The sequence below is a fragment of the Streptomyces sp. NRRL B-1347 genome, from assembly GCF_000720325.1.
Classification (GTDB): domain Bacteria; phylum Actinomycetota; class Actinomycetes; order Streptomycetales; family Streptomycetaceae; genus Streptomyces.
The window spans coordinates 115,650-131,839 of sequence record NZ_JOJM01000004.1; the positions used below are offsets into that span (position 1 = coordinate 115,650).

Below are 16,190 nucleotides of genomic sequence, written 5' to 3' on the forward strand. Positions count from 1 at the left end.
GGGGCAGATCTCCTCCCGCGCCGCGTCCCTGAGGACCCGCCGCGCGCAATATCAGCCAACTTGCAACATCACCCCATCGGGTGACAACGGCCCCGATCGCCCCATGCGAGCCTGATCGATATCCCCGGCAACACCCAGGGGTGCCGCATGCGGGGCGACCACAAGGGGGTAGGCCGCGTGGGAACCACGAGGACGCTGCAGCAGATCATTCCCCGGCACGACCCGGAGTTCGAGCCCTGGGCGGCACGCCTGGGCATCGGCAGGGACGGGAAGGTGTACGTGGCCCGCTCGGCCGCCCCGGCCAGCGTCGTCCTGCGGCTCGCCCCGGACGGATCGACCACGCGCGTGGGCAAGGTGGGCAGCGCGCTGCTCGCGGTGACGGCCAACCGCGCGGGCAGGATCGCCACCGCGGAGCACCACTTCAGCCACCGGGTGGCGTTCTGGGACGAGGACTTCCGGCCGCTGGGCTCCTTCGACGAGTTCACCGTCAACGACACGGACGGCTACTTCGCCCCGCCGGCCGTCGAAGCGGGCCCGTCCGGCGACTTCTACGCGATGGACCAGCACGCCCTGCGGGTGCTGCGGCTGAATCCCGACAGACCGGACAGGATCGTGGTCGGCACCACCGACCTGAGCCGGTTGAGCAGCGACCCCAAGGACCGCAGGCAGACGGTCGGCCTGCGCGTGGCGGAGGAGCGCGGTCTGCTCGTCACCGCGTGGCAGTCCGGAGTGATCCGGATGTGCACGTTCGACGGGACACCGGTGGGAAACCCGGTGCAGGCCAAGCCCGTCGGCTTCGTCCTCAGCGGCTACGACGTGTCCGACGACGGCCACCTCTACGTCCTGACCGGCGGCCGCGAGGTGCAGATCTACGACCTGAACGGGAACAGGACCGGCACCCGCGTCCTCGCCCTGCCCGACACCGACCACGACGTCACGGACCTCAGGGTCAGCGGCAGGGAGTTCCTCGTCCGCCGCTCGGATCAGGTGACCCCGCTCGCGCGCCGGGACCACGTGACCCTGTTCGAGCGCTACGACCTGGCCACGGGGGCACTGATCGCCCGGGTCACCGCCGACGTCGAGCGGCTGACGGTGACGTACGACGCGGACGTCTGGACGGCCGGGGTGCGCATGCCGCTGACCATCGCCCACGACCCGGGACGCTGGCCCAGCAGGCCGCGCCTGAAGGTGTGGCTGCGGCCCCTCGGCGTACCGGAGTTCACCGAACTCCCGCTCACCGCCGGAGGAGTCACCCCGCCCGCCGACGCCCGGGGCCTGTACCAGGTGCGGGTGACGGCCGACACCGACGGCCGCTACAGCGAGTACGCCGTCGACGGCATCGTCGAGGTACGTCAGCCGGACACACGCGGCACGGTGTCGATCTGGACGCCGTCGAACCGCTTCCACTACGGCCGGGGCGAACCGCTCGGCAACGCCGACGGCACACCGGCTGACAAGATCACGGTCTGCGCCCGCGCGGCGGCCGGGACACAACTGCCCACGTCCGTCCGCGTCCGGCTGCTGCACGGCGCCCAGGAGACGGCTGCCCGGGACGTCACCCTGGCAGCGGACGGCACCGGCACACTGGCCTTCGGCGCGGACGTCACCCGTGGCCTGGAACCGGGCCGGTACGTGCTCGACGCGAGCGTGCGGGGCTTCACCGTCGCCCCGCAGCACCTGGAGATCGGACCGGGCCTCGCCACGCGCCCCGGCTACCACATCACGCAGTACGGCGACATCTACGCCCAGGGCTACCCCGCGGACCCCCGGACGGCCCACCAGGTCCGAGGCGGCACCGACCTGCCCGAGCTCAGGGACATGCCCGAGACGACCGAGGCGTACGTGACGCGGGCGCGCACGCTCGGCATCAACCTCTTCGTGGACCGCGCCGAACCCGGCGCCTACGAGGACGTCCGCGCCGACCAGGGCATCCACCAGGACATCGGCCTGGACCTGGTGGCCCGTCTGACGCAGGCGCGGGACGGCGTCGCCCCCGCCAAGGCCCTGGTCGAGGACCCGCGCCGCCGAGCCGTCGCCGCCTACGGCGCGTACGGGATGGAGACCCAGGCCGTCCTGCTGGCGAACGACGCCTACGTGCCCTTCCTCCCCCAGGGGACACCGAAGAACTTCGAGCGCCGGACCCTGGCACAGCTCGACGCCGACCTGACGGCGGTCACCAAGAAGTTCCTGCCCTACGCCGCCTTCCGGGGCTGGACCTGGGCCGCCAACTGGTGGCAGTGGAAGGGCGCCATCGGCGAGGCCGCCACGAAGGACCCCACCGAGCGGGACGCCTACCGCAAGGCCCTGACACAGGCGGAGGCGGCGAACGGGGCCTGGCTGGCCGTCCTGGACACCGTCAGCGACCGGACCTTCGCCCACAAGCGCGAGACCGCGAACCACTTCCGCACCGTCCTGAAGTCACTCATGCCGAACGGCATCGGCGCGATCACCGGCCCCTACCGCGAGCGGCAGGCCCCGCCCCAGCTCGTCTTCACCGGCACCGACGAGGTCGACCTGCACTTCCAGGCGGAGCAGATCCAGCCGCCGCAGGTCACCCGGCACATGGTCGACTTCTACCGCAGGCCGGGCCGGCCCGCCTGGGGCCACCCCGAACTGGGGAACGACGACGGCACCGGCGGGATGATCATGCCGACGCTCCTCCAGCAGGTGATGCGCGGCGCGCACGGCACGGGCATGGTCACCGACATCGGGGCCGAGCACGTGGAGGGAGCCGACGCCCAGGACGAGCGTGCCGGTGGCAGCGGCGGCGTCCCCGGCGACCCGCGCAGCGGCAGCGCGGGCAAGACGTCGGTGCTGCGCGCCCTGTTCGACCTGTGCGCCCGCCTCGGCCCGGTCACCGCCGGGGCGCGGAGCGCCGACCCCGTCGCCATCGTCGTCTCCACACGCATGCAGCGCATCGAGTTCAACGAAGGGCAGTTCGCGGGCGTCTACTTCCAGCGGCTCTACGAGGCGTACAACGCGTGCCTGTACGCACAGCGCCCGGCGTCCTTCGTGTGCGCCGAGGACGTCAGCGCCGAGGTGCTGCGCCGCTACCAGGCGGTGCTCGTCGTGGGCCAGACCGTGGAGCTCGACCCGCCGCTCGCGGCGGCCCTGGCCGCGGCGGGCGTACCGGTGTTCGCCGACGCCACCTGCCACCCCGACCGGGTCACCGGCTTCACCCGGCTCACCATCGGCTTCGACCACGTCGAGAAGACCCAGCAGCAGAACAAGGACGACTACCAGCAGCCCATCCAGAACAACGACGCCGCCTACGCCGCCCTGCGCACCCTCTTCCTGGACCACGCCACGAAGCTGCGCACCGCACTGAGCGCCGTCACACCCTTCGCCGAGTGCGTCGACAACCCGGAAGTGCACCTCAGCGAGTGGACCGCGGGCGGCGTCCGCTACCTGTGGGCCGTCAACAACACCCTGCTCGACTGGGAACCGGGCCTCGCCTGGCGCGTCGGCCTGCTCTGTGCCCACCGCATCCCTGTCATGGCCAGGATCAAGGTGCGCCTGCCGCTGCTGCACCAGGTCGTCGACCTGCTCACCGGCGCACCCGTCACCACGCTCCTCGGCGACGAGTTCACCGCCGACCTGCGCTCCGTGCCCGGCAGGCTCTACGCCGTCGTACCGGCGGTGCACGGCCCGCTGCCGACGGCCTCCGAGGACGCCTTCGGCCCGCACGTCCGCGACGTCGCCGTCTCGGCGGACGGCAAGAGCGCGGCACTCACCACGTTCAACTGGGACCACAACGTCCACGGCATCGACCTCGCCACCGGCCGCACCACCTGGCGGCAGCGGCTCGGGCACCACTTCGCCTACGCACCCGTCGCCCACGCGGGCGGGTTCGCCGCGCAGGGCTTCGACGTGCTCAGCGCCGAGGGCTACCACCTGTACCTGCTCGACCCGGCCGGCACGGCCCGCCGCCGCTTCGCCCTGTTCGGACTGCCCAAGCGGGCCACCAACTGGGCGCGCGGCGACTGGGGCTACGACCTCGGCCTGAACAACTTCGCCGTGGCCCCCGACGGCACCTGGGTCGCCACCTGCGGCGACCTCGGCCTGGCCCTCTGGGACAGCACCGGCGCCGAGCGCTGGGCGCACCAATGGTGGGCGGACCACCGGCGCACGCCGCTGCGGCTCCTCGCCGTCGACAACGCCACCCTGATCACCTTCGCGTCCGGCCGGATCACCGGCCTCGCGGCGGCGACCGGGGCGACGCTGTGGACGCTGCCCGTCGCCGACATCGGCGCCTTCGGCGGCGGCGTGGTCAGCCGCGACCGGAGCACCGTCGTCATCTGGTCGGACACCGAGGGCGGCCGACTGTACGTCATCCGCGGCGGTGCCCTGCGCAACACCATCCCGGCCGCCGCCGACGAGGTCTCCGTCTCCGGCGACGGCACCCTCATCGCCGTCACCGAGCACCGCCAGCTGAAGGTCTTCGGCGCCGACGGCGGGCTGCTGTGGACGTACACCGGCGACGACCTGCTGCGCCGCCCCCGCGTCTCGCCCGACGGGACCCGCGTCGCCGTCGGCAGCGAGCTGGGCACCCTGGCCGTCCTGACCCGCGACGGCGCCGTCGTCGGCACCGTCGACCTGAAGGCGCTGCCGGTGACGGCCTGGCTGCCCGACGGCGACCTGCTGGCCGCGACCTGGATGGGCACGGTGGTCCGCTACCGCCCCGACCTGCGGCCCCGCTGGCAGAGCAGGCTCACCCCGACCGAACAGGACGTCCGACCCAAGCTGCGGTCCCCCGACCTGACCCCGCTGGTGCGCCGCACCTGGGGCAACGCCGCCGCCACCCCGAAGGACCTCACGGACAACGTGCTCAAACAGACGGGCGTCGTCTTCCGCACGAAGCTCCTCGACCGGGACCAGGAGATCTACCTCTCGCAGCAGAACGACACCGGCATCCTGCTCGACGGCAGCGCCAAGCCGCCCGCGCGGCCGTGGCTGCCCTGGTGGGTGATCAACTCCGTGGACAGCGGCTGGCACGGCAAGTTCGAGCTGACCGTCGACACCTACCGGCACTTGCTGCGCCTGGACGGCGTCACCATCGCCGAGGACCCCGCGCACCCCGAGTCGTGGCTGCGCGACGTCCGGCTCCAGTGGTGGGACACCCACGCCGGGCGCTGGGCCGACGGGCCGATGCTGCTGTCCGACCGGGCCGTGCACACGCACGTGTTCAGCACGCCGCTGGTGGCGTCCTGGTTCCGGTTCGTCACCACCGGCGGCGGCGCCTGGCCCGTGGGCAACCTCCGCATGGGGGAACTGGCCTTCCACGGCGAGGTCCTGGGCAACTCCCACCGGGACGTCATCGACAAGCAGGGCCGGGCGACCCTCTTCGACGACCGGGAGAGCGACCTGCGCACCCTCGTCCACGGCGCGCTCTCCTACCAGCGCGGTGACGCCCGCCCCCAGGGAGGCACCTGCATCCGCCTCGACGTCACGGACGGCGTCTCGGAAGCCGTCGCGCACCCGCAGTTCTTCGCGCCGTTCGGCCATGTGATCCCCGAGTGGGACTTCCGGATCGCGGAGCACCCCGAGCCGGGCCAGTACCGGTACTTCCAGTTCGCCTGGAAGGCGACCGGGCCCGCCACCAGCGTCATGGGCCTGCGGCTCGGCCTCGCCTGGAACGCCCCCGCGGTGGTGGTCCTCGCCGGCACCTCCACCTGGCCGGACGCCGCGGTCCTGGCCCAGGTCAACTTCCCCACCCCACCGCGCACCTGGTCGACCGTCCGCCTCGACCTGTGGGAACTCACCCGCACCCAGGCCGATTTCCGCGTCCGCAGCCTCAGCCTCCGCACCATCGGCGGCGGCGCCCTCTTCGACCACATCGTCCTCGGCCGCACCACGGCCGACCTGCCCGATCAGTCGTAGAGCGCGCGGCGGAGCGTGAGGCCGCCCCCGAAGTCAGGCCTCGCTCGCGGCGGACACCCGCTCGCCGCACCACGCGCAGAACGGCGCCCCCGACTCGGCCCGCATCGTGCCGCACTCCGGGCAGACCCGGTCCAGGGAACACGGTGCCTCGCCGCCCTCCTGCGGATCGACGGCCGCGGTGCCGGCGATGCTCAGGCCGGGGCGGCGTGCGTGCACGGTCAGATAGACCAGGCCGTGCGCCCCCGCGGTCAGCGCGCGCCGGGAGGAGCGCGGCAGCCACGCCACGGATCCGGCGGCGAGGGCGAGCTGCTCGTCGTCGGAGTCCAGCCGGCCGTCGCCCGCGACGACGAGGAGGAGCACGTCGAGGGAGTTCTCCACATGGGCCGCCACGCCGCTGTCCGGGGGCAGTCTGATCAGGTTGGCGTCGAGCTGCCGTCGCTCCTCCGCCAGCTTCCACAGCGCCCCGGTCTGCGCGGAGGACACGTACGGCAGGTACTGGTCGAAGGAGACCAGTAGGCGGGGCTTCTCCGGTGCGGACATCTGCACCTCCTGGCTGTGCGGCGGAACGGTGGAATCCTAAACGGACGGGACCCTCGAAGGGCGGGATCCCGGGGGCGGTCACCCCAAAGGCACCGAGCGTCGCGGAGGCGCGGCGGGACGGTCAGCCGTCGGCCGGGTCGGCGAGGAGCACCCGCAGGGACGGCTGGAGCAGCTCCCCATGGGCACGGACCATGTCGTCGCACAGGCGCCAGACGTCCCGCACGGTCAGGGTGGCGGCCGTGGCCGGGTCGGTCATCGCCGCGTGCCGGACGTGGCGCGGCTCGTCGTGCAGGGCGGCGCGGACGACCAGGTCGTTCGTGCTGAGGTAGGTGCGGTTGAGGGCGGCGAGCTGCGGGGGCAGGGACCCGGCGCGGGTCGGCTGGACCCCGGACGCGTCCACGAGACAGGGCACCTCGACGACGCCGTGGGCCGGGAGGTTGTCGATGAGGCCGTGGTTGGGCACGTTCCCGTAGACCGTGCGCGGGGTGCCGGTGACCACGCTGTGGATGACCTGCGGCGCGTACTCCATGGTGCCCTCGACGGCGAGCGGCTCCCCCTTGGCCAGGGCGTCACGCGTGCGGTGGTACGAGGCGACGTTCTCGTCGGTCATGTCGAGGTACGCGCCGACCGGCAGCCGCAGCCGGTCGACCTCGCTGTCGTGGTGCAGATACCAGGGGACGTACTCGGACGAGTGCTCGCTGGTCTCGGTCGGGTAGTAGCCCAGGCGCCGGTACATGTCCATGCGGACCCGCCGCCGCAACTGTGGTTCCCGGGCGATCAGTTCGTCGAGGCGGGGGTAGAGGTCTTCGCCGCCGCGCTCGAAGCGCAGCACCCACGCCTGGTGGTTGACGCCCGCGGCCCGGTACGTGATCTCGTCGTACGGAACGTCGAGCAGCTCGGCCAGGTCCCGCAGGGTCCAGTACACGGAGTGGCACAGGCCGACGACCCGCGTCAGGCCGGTGGCCTGGGTGAGGTACTGGACGTTCATGGCCATGGGGTTGGTGTAGTTCAGCAGCCAGGCGTCGGGGCACAGGTCGGCGATGTCCTCGCCGAGCAGCTTGAGGAACGGGAAGGTGCGCAGGGCGCGGAAGACGCCGCCGATGCCGAGGGTGTCGCCGATGGTCTGGCGCAGGCCGTAGCGGGCGGGCACGTGGAAGTCGGTGCGGGTCGCCTCGGCCATGCCGATCTGCACGGTGTTGATGACGAAGCCGGCACCGGCCAGGGACGCGCGGCGGTCGGCGTGGGCGGTGACGCGCGCGTCGGCGCCGCGCTCCGCCGCGATGTGCCGGGCGGCGGCCTCGGCGGTGTCGAGCCGTTCGGCGTCGATGTCGTGCAGGGCGATGTGGGCGCTCTTCAGCTCGGGGAAGGCGAGGAGGTCGGCGAGCAGGCCCTGGGTGAATTCCACGCTGCCCGCACCGATGAAGGCGATCTTGGGATGAGCCATGAGGTGTTCACTCCGATGCTGAGGGCGTTGGGGGCGGGGGAGGGGGTGTGCGGTCAGCCCTTGATGCCGCTGGAGGTGATCGAGCGGATGAAGGTCTTCTGGGCGAGGAGGAAGGCGAGCAGCACCGGCAGGACCGTGATCACGTTGCCCGCCATCACGGCGGACCACTGGGTGTGGTGCTGGCCCTGGAAGGTGGTCAGGCCCAGTTGCAGCGTGTACTGGGTGTCGTGGTTGATGGCGATCAACGGCCAGGTCAGGTCGTTCCACGTGGTGAGGAAGGTCAGCACGGCGACGGTGGCGAGGGCGGGCCGGGCGAGCGGCAGCACGATCGAGCCGAGCACCCGGAGCCGTGAGCAGCCGTCGATCCAGGCGGCCTCCTCCAGCTCCCTCGGCAGGGACAGGAAGAACTGCCGGAACAGGAACACCGCGAACGGCGTGACCAGCGACGGCACGATCAGCGCGCCGAGGGTGTCGATGAGGCCGAGCTTCTTCATCACCAGAAAGGTCGGGATCATCGTCAGCTGGAACGGGACCGCCATCGTCGCCAGCATCAGCACGAGCAGCAGCCGCGAACCGGCGAACCGCATCCGTGCGAAGGCGTAGCCGCCGAGCGCCCCGAACACGAGGTTCGAGGCCACCGCGGCGGCGGCGACGACCGTCGAGTTCAGCAGCCACCGCGGGAACATGGCGTTGCCGAGGACGTAGCGGTATCCGCCCAGGTCGATCGCGGACGGCCACAGCGCGGGCGGGAAGCGGTTGATCTCGGCGTCGCTCATCACCGAGCTGAGCAGCAGCCACACCAGCGGCACCGCGAACAGCGCCGCCAGTGGCGCGAGCAGCAGATGCCAGGCGCTGAACGGCAGCCGCGGCCGCCACCGCCGGGCAGCCGCCGGTGCGGGCCGGGCCCCGGCGCGGGACGGGCGGCTCGTGGTCACGGTCATGAGGCGGCCGCCTTCGTACGAGACGTACGACGTGAAGGCGGCGTACGAGGTCCACGCGGCGTACGAGGCGCACGTGAGGCGCGCGGCGTGCGCGGGGCGCGTGCGCGGCCGCGCACCACCCGCAGCGCCACCGCGACGACGAGCAGCGTCACCGCCAGGACATAGGCGGCCGCGGCCCCGTACCCCGCGGTGAACTCCTTGAAGGCCTGCTCCCAGATGAAGTACACGATCACGGTGGTGGAGCCCAGCGGACCGCCCTTGGTGGTCACGTAGACGAGGTCGAAGACCTGGAGGGCCTGGATGGTCTGCCACAGCAGCAGGAACACGCTCACCGGCGCGAGCGCGGGCAGCGTCACATGCCGCAGCAGGCGCACCGGCCCCGCCCCGTCCAGGCGGGCGGCCTCGATCAGCGACTGCGGTACGTCCTGGAGCGCGGCCAGATAGATGACGGTGCACAGGCCCGTGCCGCTCCACAAGGTGATGGCGACCAGGACGAACAGCGCCTGCGAGGGGTCGGTGAGGAACCCCTGCGACGAGACGCCCAGGCGGTGCAGGACCGAGTTGGCCGCGCCGAACTCCGGGTCGAGGATGAAGGAGAACAGCACGCCTTGCGCCGTGGCGGAGACGACGAACGGCACGAAGAACAAGGTGCGGTACAGGCCGGCGCAGCGGACGCGTCGGTTGAGGACCAGGGCGAGGGCAAGGCCCAGGGCGATGCTCAGCGGCACGTAGAGGACGGCGTAGACCACGGTGTTCCGCACGGCCTCGTGGAAGTTCGGGTCGTGGCGCAGGGCGCGGTAGTTGTCCAGACCCACCCAACGGCTCGGCGTGACGAGGTCGTTGGCCTGGAAGGACAGCAGCAGCGACCAGCCGACGGGCACGATGCTCAGGCCGAGCACGACGAGCACGGCGGGGGAGACGAACGCCCAGGCGGTGGCGGTCTCGCGGCGGCGCCTCCGGCGCCGGGCGCGCGACCCCGACCGGTCCGAAGGCAGGGTCAGCGGTGCGGGATGCGGGGGCATGTCACGTCCTCAACGCGGTATCAGCAGGGCGGCGTTGGACTCCTCGGCGCAGGAGCGCACCGCGTCGGCAGGGCTTGCCCGGCCCAGCAGCACGGAGACGACGGCCTGCCCCAGGGCGCGGGACACCCGGGGGTAGGCGGGGTGCACAGGGCGTACGCGCGCGGCGGTGAGCGCCTCGGTGAACACGTTGAGGCCGGGCGTGTCGGCGGCGTGCTCGCGCCAGGCCGGGCGCTCCTGGCTGCGGCGGCTCAGCGGCAGGCTGCCCGCGCGCACGTCCCACCGGCTGTCCTGGGCGGGCTGGATCAGCCAGGTGACGAAGGTCCGGGCGGCCCGCGCGCGGGCCTCGCCGTTGTCGAAGAGGACCCAGGTGTCGGGGCCGGAGACGGTCACGGGGCGGCGGCTGAAGGTGGGCAGCGGCACGACGTGGTAGTCGAGCCCGGCCTGGCGCAGGTCCGGGAGCTGCCACGGGCCGGTGACCACCATGCCCATCCGCCCGGACAGGAACACCTGGTACATCTGCCCGCTGCCCGGCTTGGGGTCGACGTAGACGCTCTTGTCGCGCGCCAGGTCCCGTACGACCTCCAGGGCGCGCACGCCCGCCGTGGCGAAGCCGATGCTCCGCCCGTCGTCGGCGATCACGTCGCCGCCCAGGTCCCACACCAGCGGCCACAGCCGCCACACCGTGTCCTCGTCGCCCGTGCCGGGCCAGCCGGTGCCGAACCGTCCCTCGTCCGCGTCGGTGAGGCGGCGCGCGGTGTCGGTGAACTCCCGCCAGGTCCAGCCCGGCTCGGGCAGGTCGAGCCCGGCAGCGGCGAACACCTTCTTGTTGCAGATCACGGCCAGGCAGTCCAGGAGCGCGGGCACCGCCCGCACCCGGCCGTTGACGGTGACGGCGTCCCGGGCCGCCGCCCAGTAGTTCCGCCACGGCGTCGGGCCGCGCCGGACGTGTGCGGTCAGGTCGACGACCTTCGGGCTGCGGGCCACGCTGGCCAGGTCGGAGCCGAAGACGTAGGCCATGTCGGGGTAGGAACCGGCGGCCAGGGCAGCGGTGACCTTCTGGAGCATCGCGTCGGAGACGACGCCGCCACCCATGTCCACGCGGATGTCCGGATGGCCGCGCTCGAAGTCGGCGACCAGGCCCTTGACGACCTGCGCGGCGATCTCGGTCTGCCCGTGCCACAGCTGGATGGTGACGCGCCCGTCGGGTCCGACCCCGCCGCCTGCCCCCGCCGTACAGCCCGACGCCGCGCCACCGGCCGCCGCGAGCGCCCCGGCACCACCGGCGCGCAGCAGCCCGCGCCGCGACAGCGGACCTGGCGCACCGGGCACTGCCGTCATCGCCACCTCCGCAGGGGAACGTACGAGGTGATGCCCGTGGCGAGAAGAGGGCTGGAGGTGGTGGGAGCCGGGTTCCGGCCGTGCGGAACGGGGCGGTCCGACGGCAGGAGGCGCCGCGTGTGCCACCTCTGTCGGCGGCGCGCCCGCGATCGTCGGCGGTACGGGGGCCGAGGAGGGCCGCCGCCCGCTCGCCGTCGTGTGCGGCACCACTGCCGACGACCCGTGCCAGCAAGGCCGGATCCCGCCCCGGCCGCACGGGTGCCTGCCCCGCTCCTCGGCCGGTCCGCTGCCGCCCTGTGGCCCAAGGGGGCGTGCGCCATCGGGGGGACGACGGGTAGACGCGAGCGCGGCCCGGTGAGAGATACAGAGCGGCCTGTCGGCCGTGCGGTACGCACCAGCCCCCACCTCATCTGGAGCACCACATGCCCCGACCACCCCGGCGCGCCGTCACCGCCCTCGCCGCCGCCACCGCCGCCCTCGCGACCGGACTCGTCACCGCCCCCGGAGCCACGGCGGAGGACCGGGCGCCCGCCCCCCTGCACAAGGCGGCCCACGCCCTGCCGGGCCGGTACATCGTCACCCTGGCCCCGAGCGTGCCGTCCGACCGCGCGGCCAAACAGTGGCGACTGCCGGTGCGGCAGACCTTCCGCGAGGTGCTCAACGGCTTCTCCGCCGATCTGACCCCGCGCCAGCTGAACACCCTACGGCGCCTTCCGGGGGTGGTGGCGGTGGAACAGGTCGGCGTCATCTCCGGCCCGCGCAGCACGACCTGGCGGCGCCACCGGGAGGCCACGGAGTCGTGGGGTCTGGACCGCATCGACCAGCGCGGGCTGCCGCTCGACGGCACTTTCACGCCCGGCGAGGACGGCGAGGGCACGACCGCGTACATCCTCGACAGCGGCATCGACTTCGACCACGTCGCCTTCGAGGGCCGGGCGACGCTGGGCTACGACGCCTTCGGCGGCGACGGCAGGGACTGCTACGGCCACGGCACCAGCGTCGCCTCCCTCGCGGGCGGGGCCACCTACGGGGTGGCGCGGAAGGCGAAGCTGGTGTCGGTGCGCGTCCTCAACTGCCAGAACAAGGGCACCAGCGAGGGTCTGCTCGCGGGCTACGAGTGGGTCGCGAAGAACGCGGTCCCGTCGGCGGTGGTGAACTCTTCGCTGAGCTCACCGCTGTTCCCGACCACCGACGCGGCCGTCGACACGCTCGCGAAGGACCACGGCATCCTCACCGTCGCCGCCGCGGGCAACCAGGGCCGCAGCGCCTGCACCCGCTCGCCCGCGCGGGCGGCGAGCGTCCTGGCCGTCGGCAACGTCACGCGGAGCGACGTCCAGTCCGCCACCAGCAACTACGGCCGCTGCGTGAGCCTCTACGCCCCCGGGCACCAGGTCCTCGCCGCGCAGATGGGCGGCGGCTCCGCCACGGTCAGCGGCACGTCCTTCGCCGCTCCGTACACCACCGGGGCCGTGCTGCTCGCCCTGGACGACGACGCGGAGGGCACCCCGGCCGTCCTCAAGCAGCGGATCATCGACGCGGCCACGCCGGACGTCCTGACGGTCAGCCCGAGCTCGCGCAACCGCCTGCTGTACCTCGGCCCCTCCCTCACCCCGGACGACCCCGAGGAGGACAACGGCTGAGCCCGTGGGCCCGTCCGGGCCCACGGGCTGTCGTGCGCAGGTGCCCTGCCGCGGCTCAGGCCGGGGTGTTCAGGTCACCTCCGTCCGTGCCGCTGACGGTCTTGGCCTCGATGTCTGCTTCGGCGCCCGCTTCGGCCTTCGCGTCGGCGAGGCGTCGGCGCAGCTGTTCGGCGATCGACTGCTTGCCCTCGTCGGAGAGTTCGGCCCCCGACTCGTCCGGCACCGCTGGCGCGGGCGGGGCAGTGCGCTGTTCCTCGAGGGCGGCGAGCAGGGTGTCCCGGGTGACGGCGGGCTGGTGGCGGCGGGCGGTGCCGACCGCCGCGAGGATGACCGCGAGTTTGATGTCCCTGCCCGATACGTCGCCGACGTCGGCCAGCTCCTCCACCGAGACGTCGTCGTGCACGGGCAGTTCGGCGGGCAGATGGGTCTGCCAGATCCGGCGCCGGGCGGCGTGGTCGGGCAGGGCGAAGTCGACGTGCAGCAACCGGGATTCGACCGCCGCGTCGTAGCTGTGCGGCAGATTGCTCGCGAAGATCACCAGGCCCTGGAAGGTGTCGAGCGCCATGAGGAGCTCGGTCCGCATGGAGTTGATGGCGCTCTCGGCGGCCTGCTGGGGCTGGGCGAAGCGGCGCGACAGCAGCGACTCGGCCTCGTCGACGAAGAGGACCGCGTGCTGCTCCTTGGCCGCGGCGAACAGCGCGGCCAGGTTCTTCGGCCCGTCGCCGTGGTACTTGCTCTCCAGGTCCGAGAGGCGGCAGGTCAGGATGCGCCGGCCGAGCCGGTGCGCGATGGCGTGGGCGGCCATGGTCTTGCCGGTGCCGGGCGGGCCCCGGAAGTTGACCGCCGTGGACGGATGGGGCTCGATCGACCGCAGGTTCCAGGTGTCGAAGACGAGCGGGGCCACCTCGACGAGCGAGACGCAGTCGAGCAGCCTGCTGACCGTCTCCTCGGGCAGGACCAGCTGGTCGAAGGTGTACAGCGGCTCGATCGTGGAGAAGGCGGGTGGCTGCGGCTCCTTTTCCTCCGCGGGCGCGGGCCACCGCGGCTCCTGGCCGGGACGCGGCGGCAGCGTGCCGTATCCGGCGCTCAGGACGAACGGGTCGGGCCGGTAGTGGTTGACGATCTCGCCGAGCATCGCGAAGAGCCGCACCCTGAACTTCACCAGCTCCCGGTCCGGAACGTCCGCGGGGAATCCGCTCAGAAAGAGGCGGGGCGTGGACCAGGAGCCGTTGTCCGTGCCGTGCTCTTCGAGGCCGCGCTCATGTCTGGACACGGATCACACCCCTCGACGTGCGGAGCCTGCGGGCGAGTTCGGGGTCGATGGCGTGGGCGTCCCAGACCTGGGTCGCCGTCCTGACGCCGTACGGGCTGAAGATGCCGCCGACGACGTGGTAGTCGCCGGTGGTGAGGCGCTCGGACAGGATCTCCGCGTAGCCGCCGCGGACGGCACGCGCGGAGATCCAGCCGTCCACCATGTCCCAGGTCACCAGGGCGATGACGGCCCCGGCGGCGAAGCCCCCCGCCAGCAGGAGCAGGAGGAGGCTGATGGGTTCCACCGCCGCCCCTCAGGTGTAGACGACGAGCCCGCGGCCCGCCGCGTGGTGGCGCATCACGTCGGCGCCGGGCTGGCGGGCACTGGCCAGCGCGCGGGCTTCGAGGACACGGCCGCTCCGCTCGTCGAAGAAGCCCTGGACGATGCGCGTGGACGCGGCCGCCGGGGTCTTGTCGAACACCCCGCCCACCTTCGCGTAGTCCTTGTTGGCGATGCGCTCGGCGAGCGAGAAGGCGATCGCGTTGGCGTTGTCCGCCTTGATCCTGCCGCGCGCCCGGAACCATTCCGTGATGATTTCCACGGTGATGGAGACGATCACCACCGCGATATAGCCGAAGAAGGCGATCGCGGCGATGAGGGAGAGTGGATCCATTGGTGTCTTTCCCCCCGATACTGTTCGTTTCTCTTCTGCTGTCGTTCGGATGTGGCTACGGACTCGTCGTGTGCGGCCGCCGTGGTATCAGCGATGGCGCCGGAACCAGCGGTTCAGTTCCGCTTGGTCGATCTCCGTGTCCTGACGGTTCCTCCTCCTGCGCGCGCGGAACGCCGCGACGAGCAACGGCACCGCGACGGCCAATCCGGCGGCCGCGGCCGCCCATTTCCCCATCGATTCCTCCCGTACTGTCCCGCCCCCGGTCCCGGCGCTACTCGAAGATGATGAGTTCCCGCCCGCCGAACATCCCCAGGAGTTCACCGTCCAGCTCCTTCGTCACCAGGAACCGGCCGTACGGCTCCCCGGAGGGCCGCAGACAGGGCTTGTTGTCGCGGTCGACGAACAGCTGGAGACAGGGGAATCCGTAGGAAAGCCCCTGCCGGGTGAGGAGAGCGCCGTGGTGCACCTGAGGCACGTCCGGACGCTCCTCCACGAAATAGCGGACGACCTCGTCGAAGGTGAGCTTCTTCAGTTGCAACGGGCGCGGTACCTGAGCGATTTTGATCGCGACGCCGCCGAGGAGTTGGAGAACTCCCAGGATGGCTTCCGCGGCCTCCGGCGGCGCTTCCCGCGTCCATAGGCGACGGCGTCCGTGCCGTGCGGTTGAATCATGCGAGCGTGGATCATCGGCCATGTGTGATCCTCCCCCGAAATCCCCCAGCCGGATATCCAGGTGAGCGAGTGTAGCGGCGAAAGCCTTTTCTTGTACCGCCTTATTCCCGGGAATCAAGGCGATTCCTTGTGCGATTTCTGGAGTGCCGGAGGTGCCCACCGTGCCGTCGGTTTCGCGAGGGGGGAATTGATGCGGGTGATGCGGGCGGAGTCATGACGCGGGATCAGCGGAGTCATGACGCGGGATCAGACGATCGCGTTCTGCGCGGGATCACACGGTCGGCTCCTGAGGTGCCTCGTCGTATCCCGGGGACAGCGCGGACGGACCCTCGTCCGCGGCGGCGGTCATGACGTCCTTGACGGCGGGCGGCGGCGCGTCACCCGCGGCCAGCGCGTGGTCGAGGGTGGGGTGGGCCGGCAGCGGCCGGTCGAGGCCGGTGATGTGCAGCATCCGCAGCAGCAACGGGTCGGTGCCCACCAGCAGGAGCCTGCCCTCGCGCTCCCGCACCCGCCGCTGCGCCCGGACGAGCAGGGAGAGGCCGACGCAGTCGATGAACGTCACCGGGCGCAGGTCGACCACGACGCGGGCGAACGGGCGGCAGGTCATCCCGTCCAGGTAGAGGCGGAGTTCGGCGTCGGCGTCGAGGTCGATCTCGCCGCGGAGTTCCACGACGGTGTGTCCGGCGAGGGCCCGGCTGCGGGAGGACCACCCCGTGCGGCCCGGCGCGGCCAACAGGGGTGGTCGGCGCAGGATTTCCCGTTGCCATGGCTCACTCATGGCGGCTGCT

13 protein-coding genes are annotated in these 16,190 nt (G+C 72.1%); 2 read left to right on the top strand and 11 right to left on the bottom strand.

The features are described from left to right. Positions 1–177: 177 nt before the first annotated feature. The gene (locus IG74_RS0105910) at positions 178–5,880 is read left to right on the top strand and encodes a PQQ-binding-like beta-propeller repeat protein (protein ID WP_158857477.1); all 5,703 of its coding nucleotides are present in this window, start codon (positions 178–180) and stop codon (positions 5,878–5,880) included. 33 nt (positions 5,881–5,913) lie between these two features. Here the strand turns inward: IG74_RS0105910 and IG74_RS0105915 are convergent, their stop codons facing one another. The 5 genes from IG74_RS0105915 to IG74_RS0105935 form a co-directional block, all read right to left on the bottom strand. After that, positions 5,914–6,420: a hypothetical protein gene (locus IG74_RS0105915; protein WP_030670726.1), complete on the bottom strand. Its 507-nt coding sequence runs from the start codon at positions 6,418–6,420 to the stop codon at positions 5,914–5,916. Positions 6,421–6,541: 121 nt separating this feature from the next. After that, on the bottom strand, positions 6,542–7,864 hold the full coding sequence (locus tag IG74_RS0105920) for an alpha-glucosidase/alpha-galactosidase (RefSeq protein ID WP_030670728.1): 1,323 nt from the start codon (positions 7,862–7,864) through the stop codon (positions 6,542–6,544). Between the two features lie 53 nt (positions 7,865–7,917). Further along, positions 7,918–8,805, bottom strand: a complete 888-nt coding sequence (locus IG74_RS0105925; protein WP_030670731.1) for a carbohydrate ABC transporter permease — start codon at positions 8,803–8,805, stop codon at positions 7,918–7,920. After that, entirely contained in the window at positions 8,802–9,827 is a 1,026-nt protein-coding gene (locus IG74_RS0105930; protein ID WP_030670736.1) for a carbohydrate ABC transporter permease, read from the bottom strand. Before IG74_RS0105930 ends, IG74_RS0105925 begins: the two co-directional genes overlap by 4 nt. Positions 9,828–9,836: 9 nt before the next feature. Then, entirely contained in the window at positions 9,837–11,165 is a 1,329-nt protein-coding gene (locus IG74_RS0105935; protein WP_030670752.1) for an ABC transporter substrate-binding protein, read from the bottom strand. Positions 11,166–11,587: 422 nt separating this feature from the next. On the opposite strand from IG74_RS0105935, the gene IG74_RS0105940 reads away from it, so the two are divergent. Beyond that, positions 11,588–12,805, top strand: coding sequence for a S8 family peptidase (locus IG74_RS0105940; protein ID WP_051854604.1), 1,218 nt, complete (start codon positions 11,588–11,590; stop codon positions 12,803–12,805). 55 nt (positions 12,806–12,860) lie between these two features. Here the strand turns inward: IG74_RS0105940 and IG74_RS47730 are convergent, their stop codons facing one another. The 6 genes from IG74_RS47730 to IG74_RS45625 form a co-directional block, all read right to left on the bottom strand. After that, positions 12,861–14,078, bottom strand: a complete 1,218-nt coding sequence (locus tag IG74_RS47730) for an ATP-binding protein (RefSeq protein WP_051854605.1) — start codon at positions 14,076–14,078, stop codon at positions 12,861–12,863. Next, positions 14,065–14,361 (bottom strand): hypothetical protein, encoded by a 297-nt coding sequence (locus tag IG74_RS0105950; RefSeq protein WP_030670759.1) that lies wholly within the window; start codon positions 14,359–14,361, stop codon positions 14,065–14,067. The genes IG74_RS47730 and IG74_RS0105950 overlap by 14 nt, the downstream gene beginning before the upstream one ends. A 9-nt stretch (positions 14,362–14,370) precedes the next feature. Then, positions 14,371–14,730 carry a hypothetical protein gene (locus IG74_RS0105955; protein WP_030670762.1) on the bottom strand — a complete coding sequence of 120 codons (360 nt, stop codon included), beginning with the start codon at positions 14,728–14,730 and terminating at the stop codon, positions 14,371–14,373. A gap of 87 nt (positions 14,731–14,817) precedes the next feature. Continuing rightward, positions 14,818–14,964: a hypothetical protein gene (locus IG74_RS51950; RefSeq protein ID WP_158857479.1), complete on the bottom strand. Its 147-nt coding sequence runs from the start codon at positions 14,962–14,964 to the stop codon at positions 14,818–14,820. A 37-nt stretch (positions 14,965–15,001) separates the two neighbouring features. Further along, positions 15,002–15,268, bottom strand: a complete 267-nt coding sequence (locus IG74_RS0105965) for a hypothetical protein (RefSeq protein WP_158857481.1) — start codon at positions 15,266–15,268, stop codon at positions 15,002–15,004. A gap of 405 nt (positions 15,269–15,673) precedes the next feature. Beyond that, positions 15,674–16,180: an STAS domain-containing protein gene (locus IG74_RS45625; RefSeq protein ID WP_078868613.1), complete on the bottom strand. Its 507-nt coding sequence runs from the start codon at positions 16,178–16,180 to the stop codon at positions 15,674–15,676. Positions 16,181–16,190: the final 10 nt, after the last annotated feature.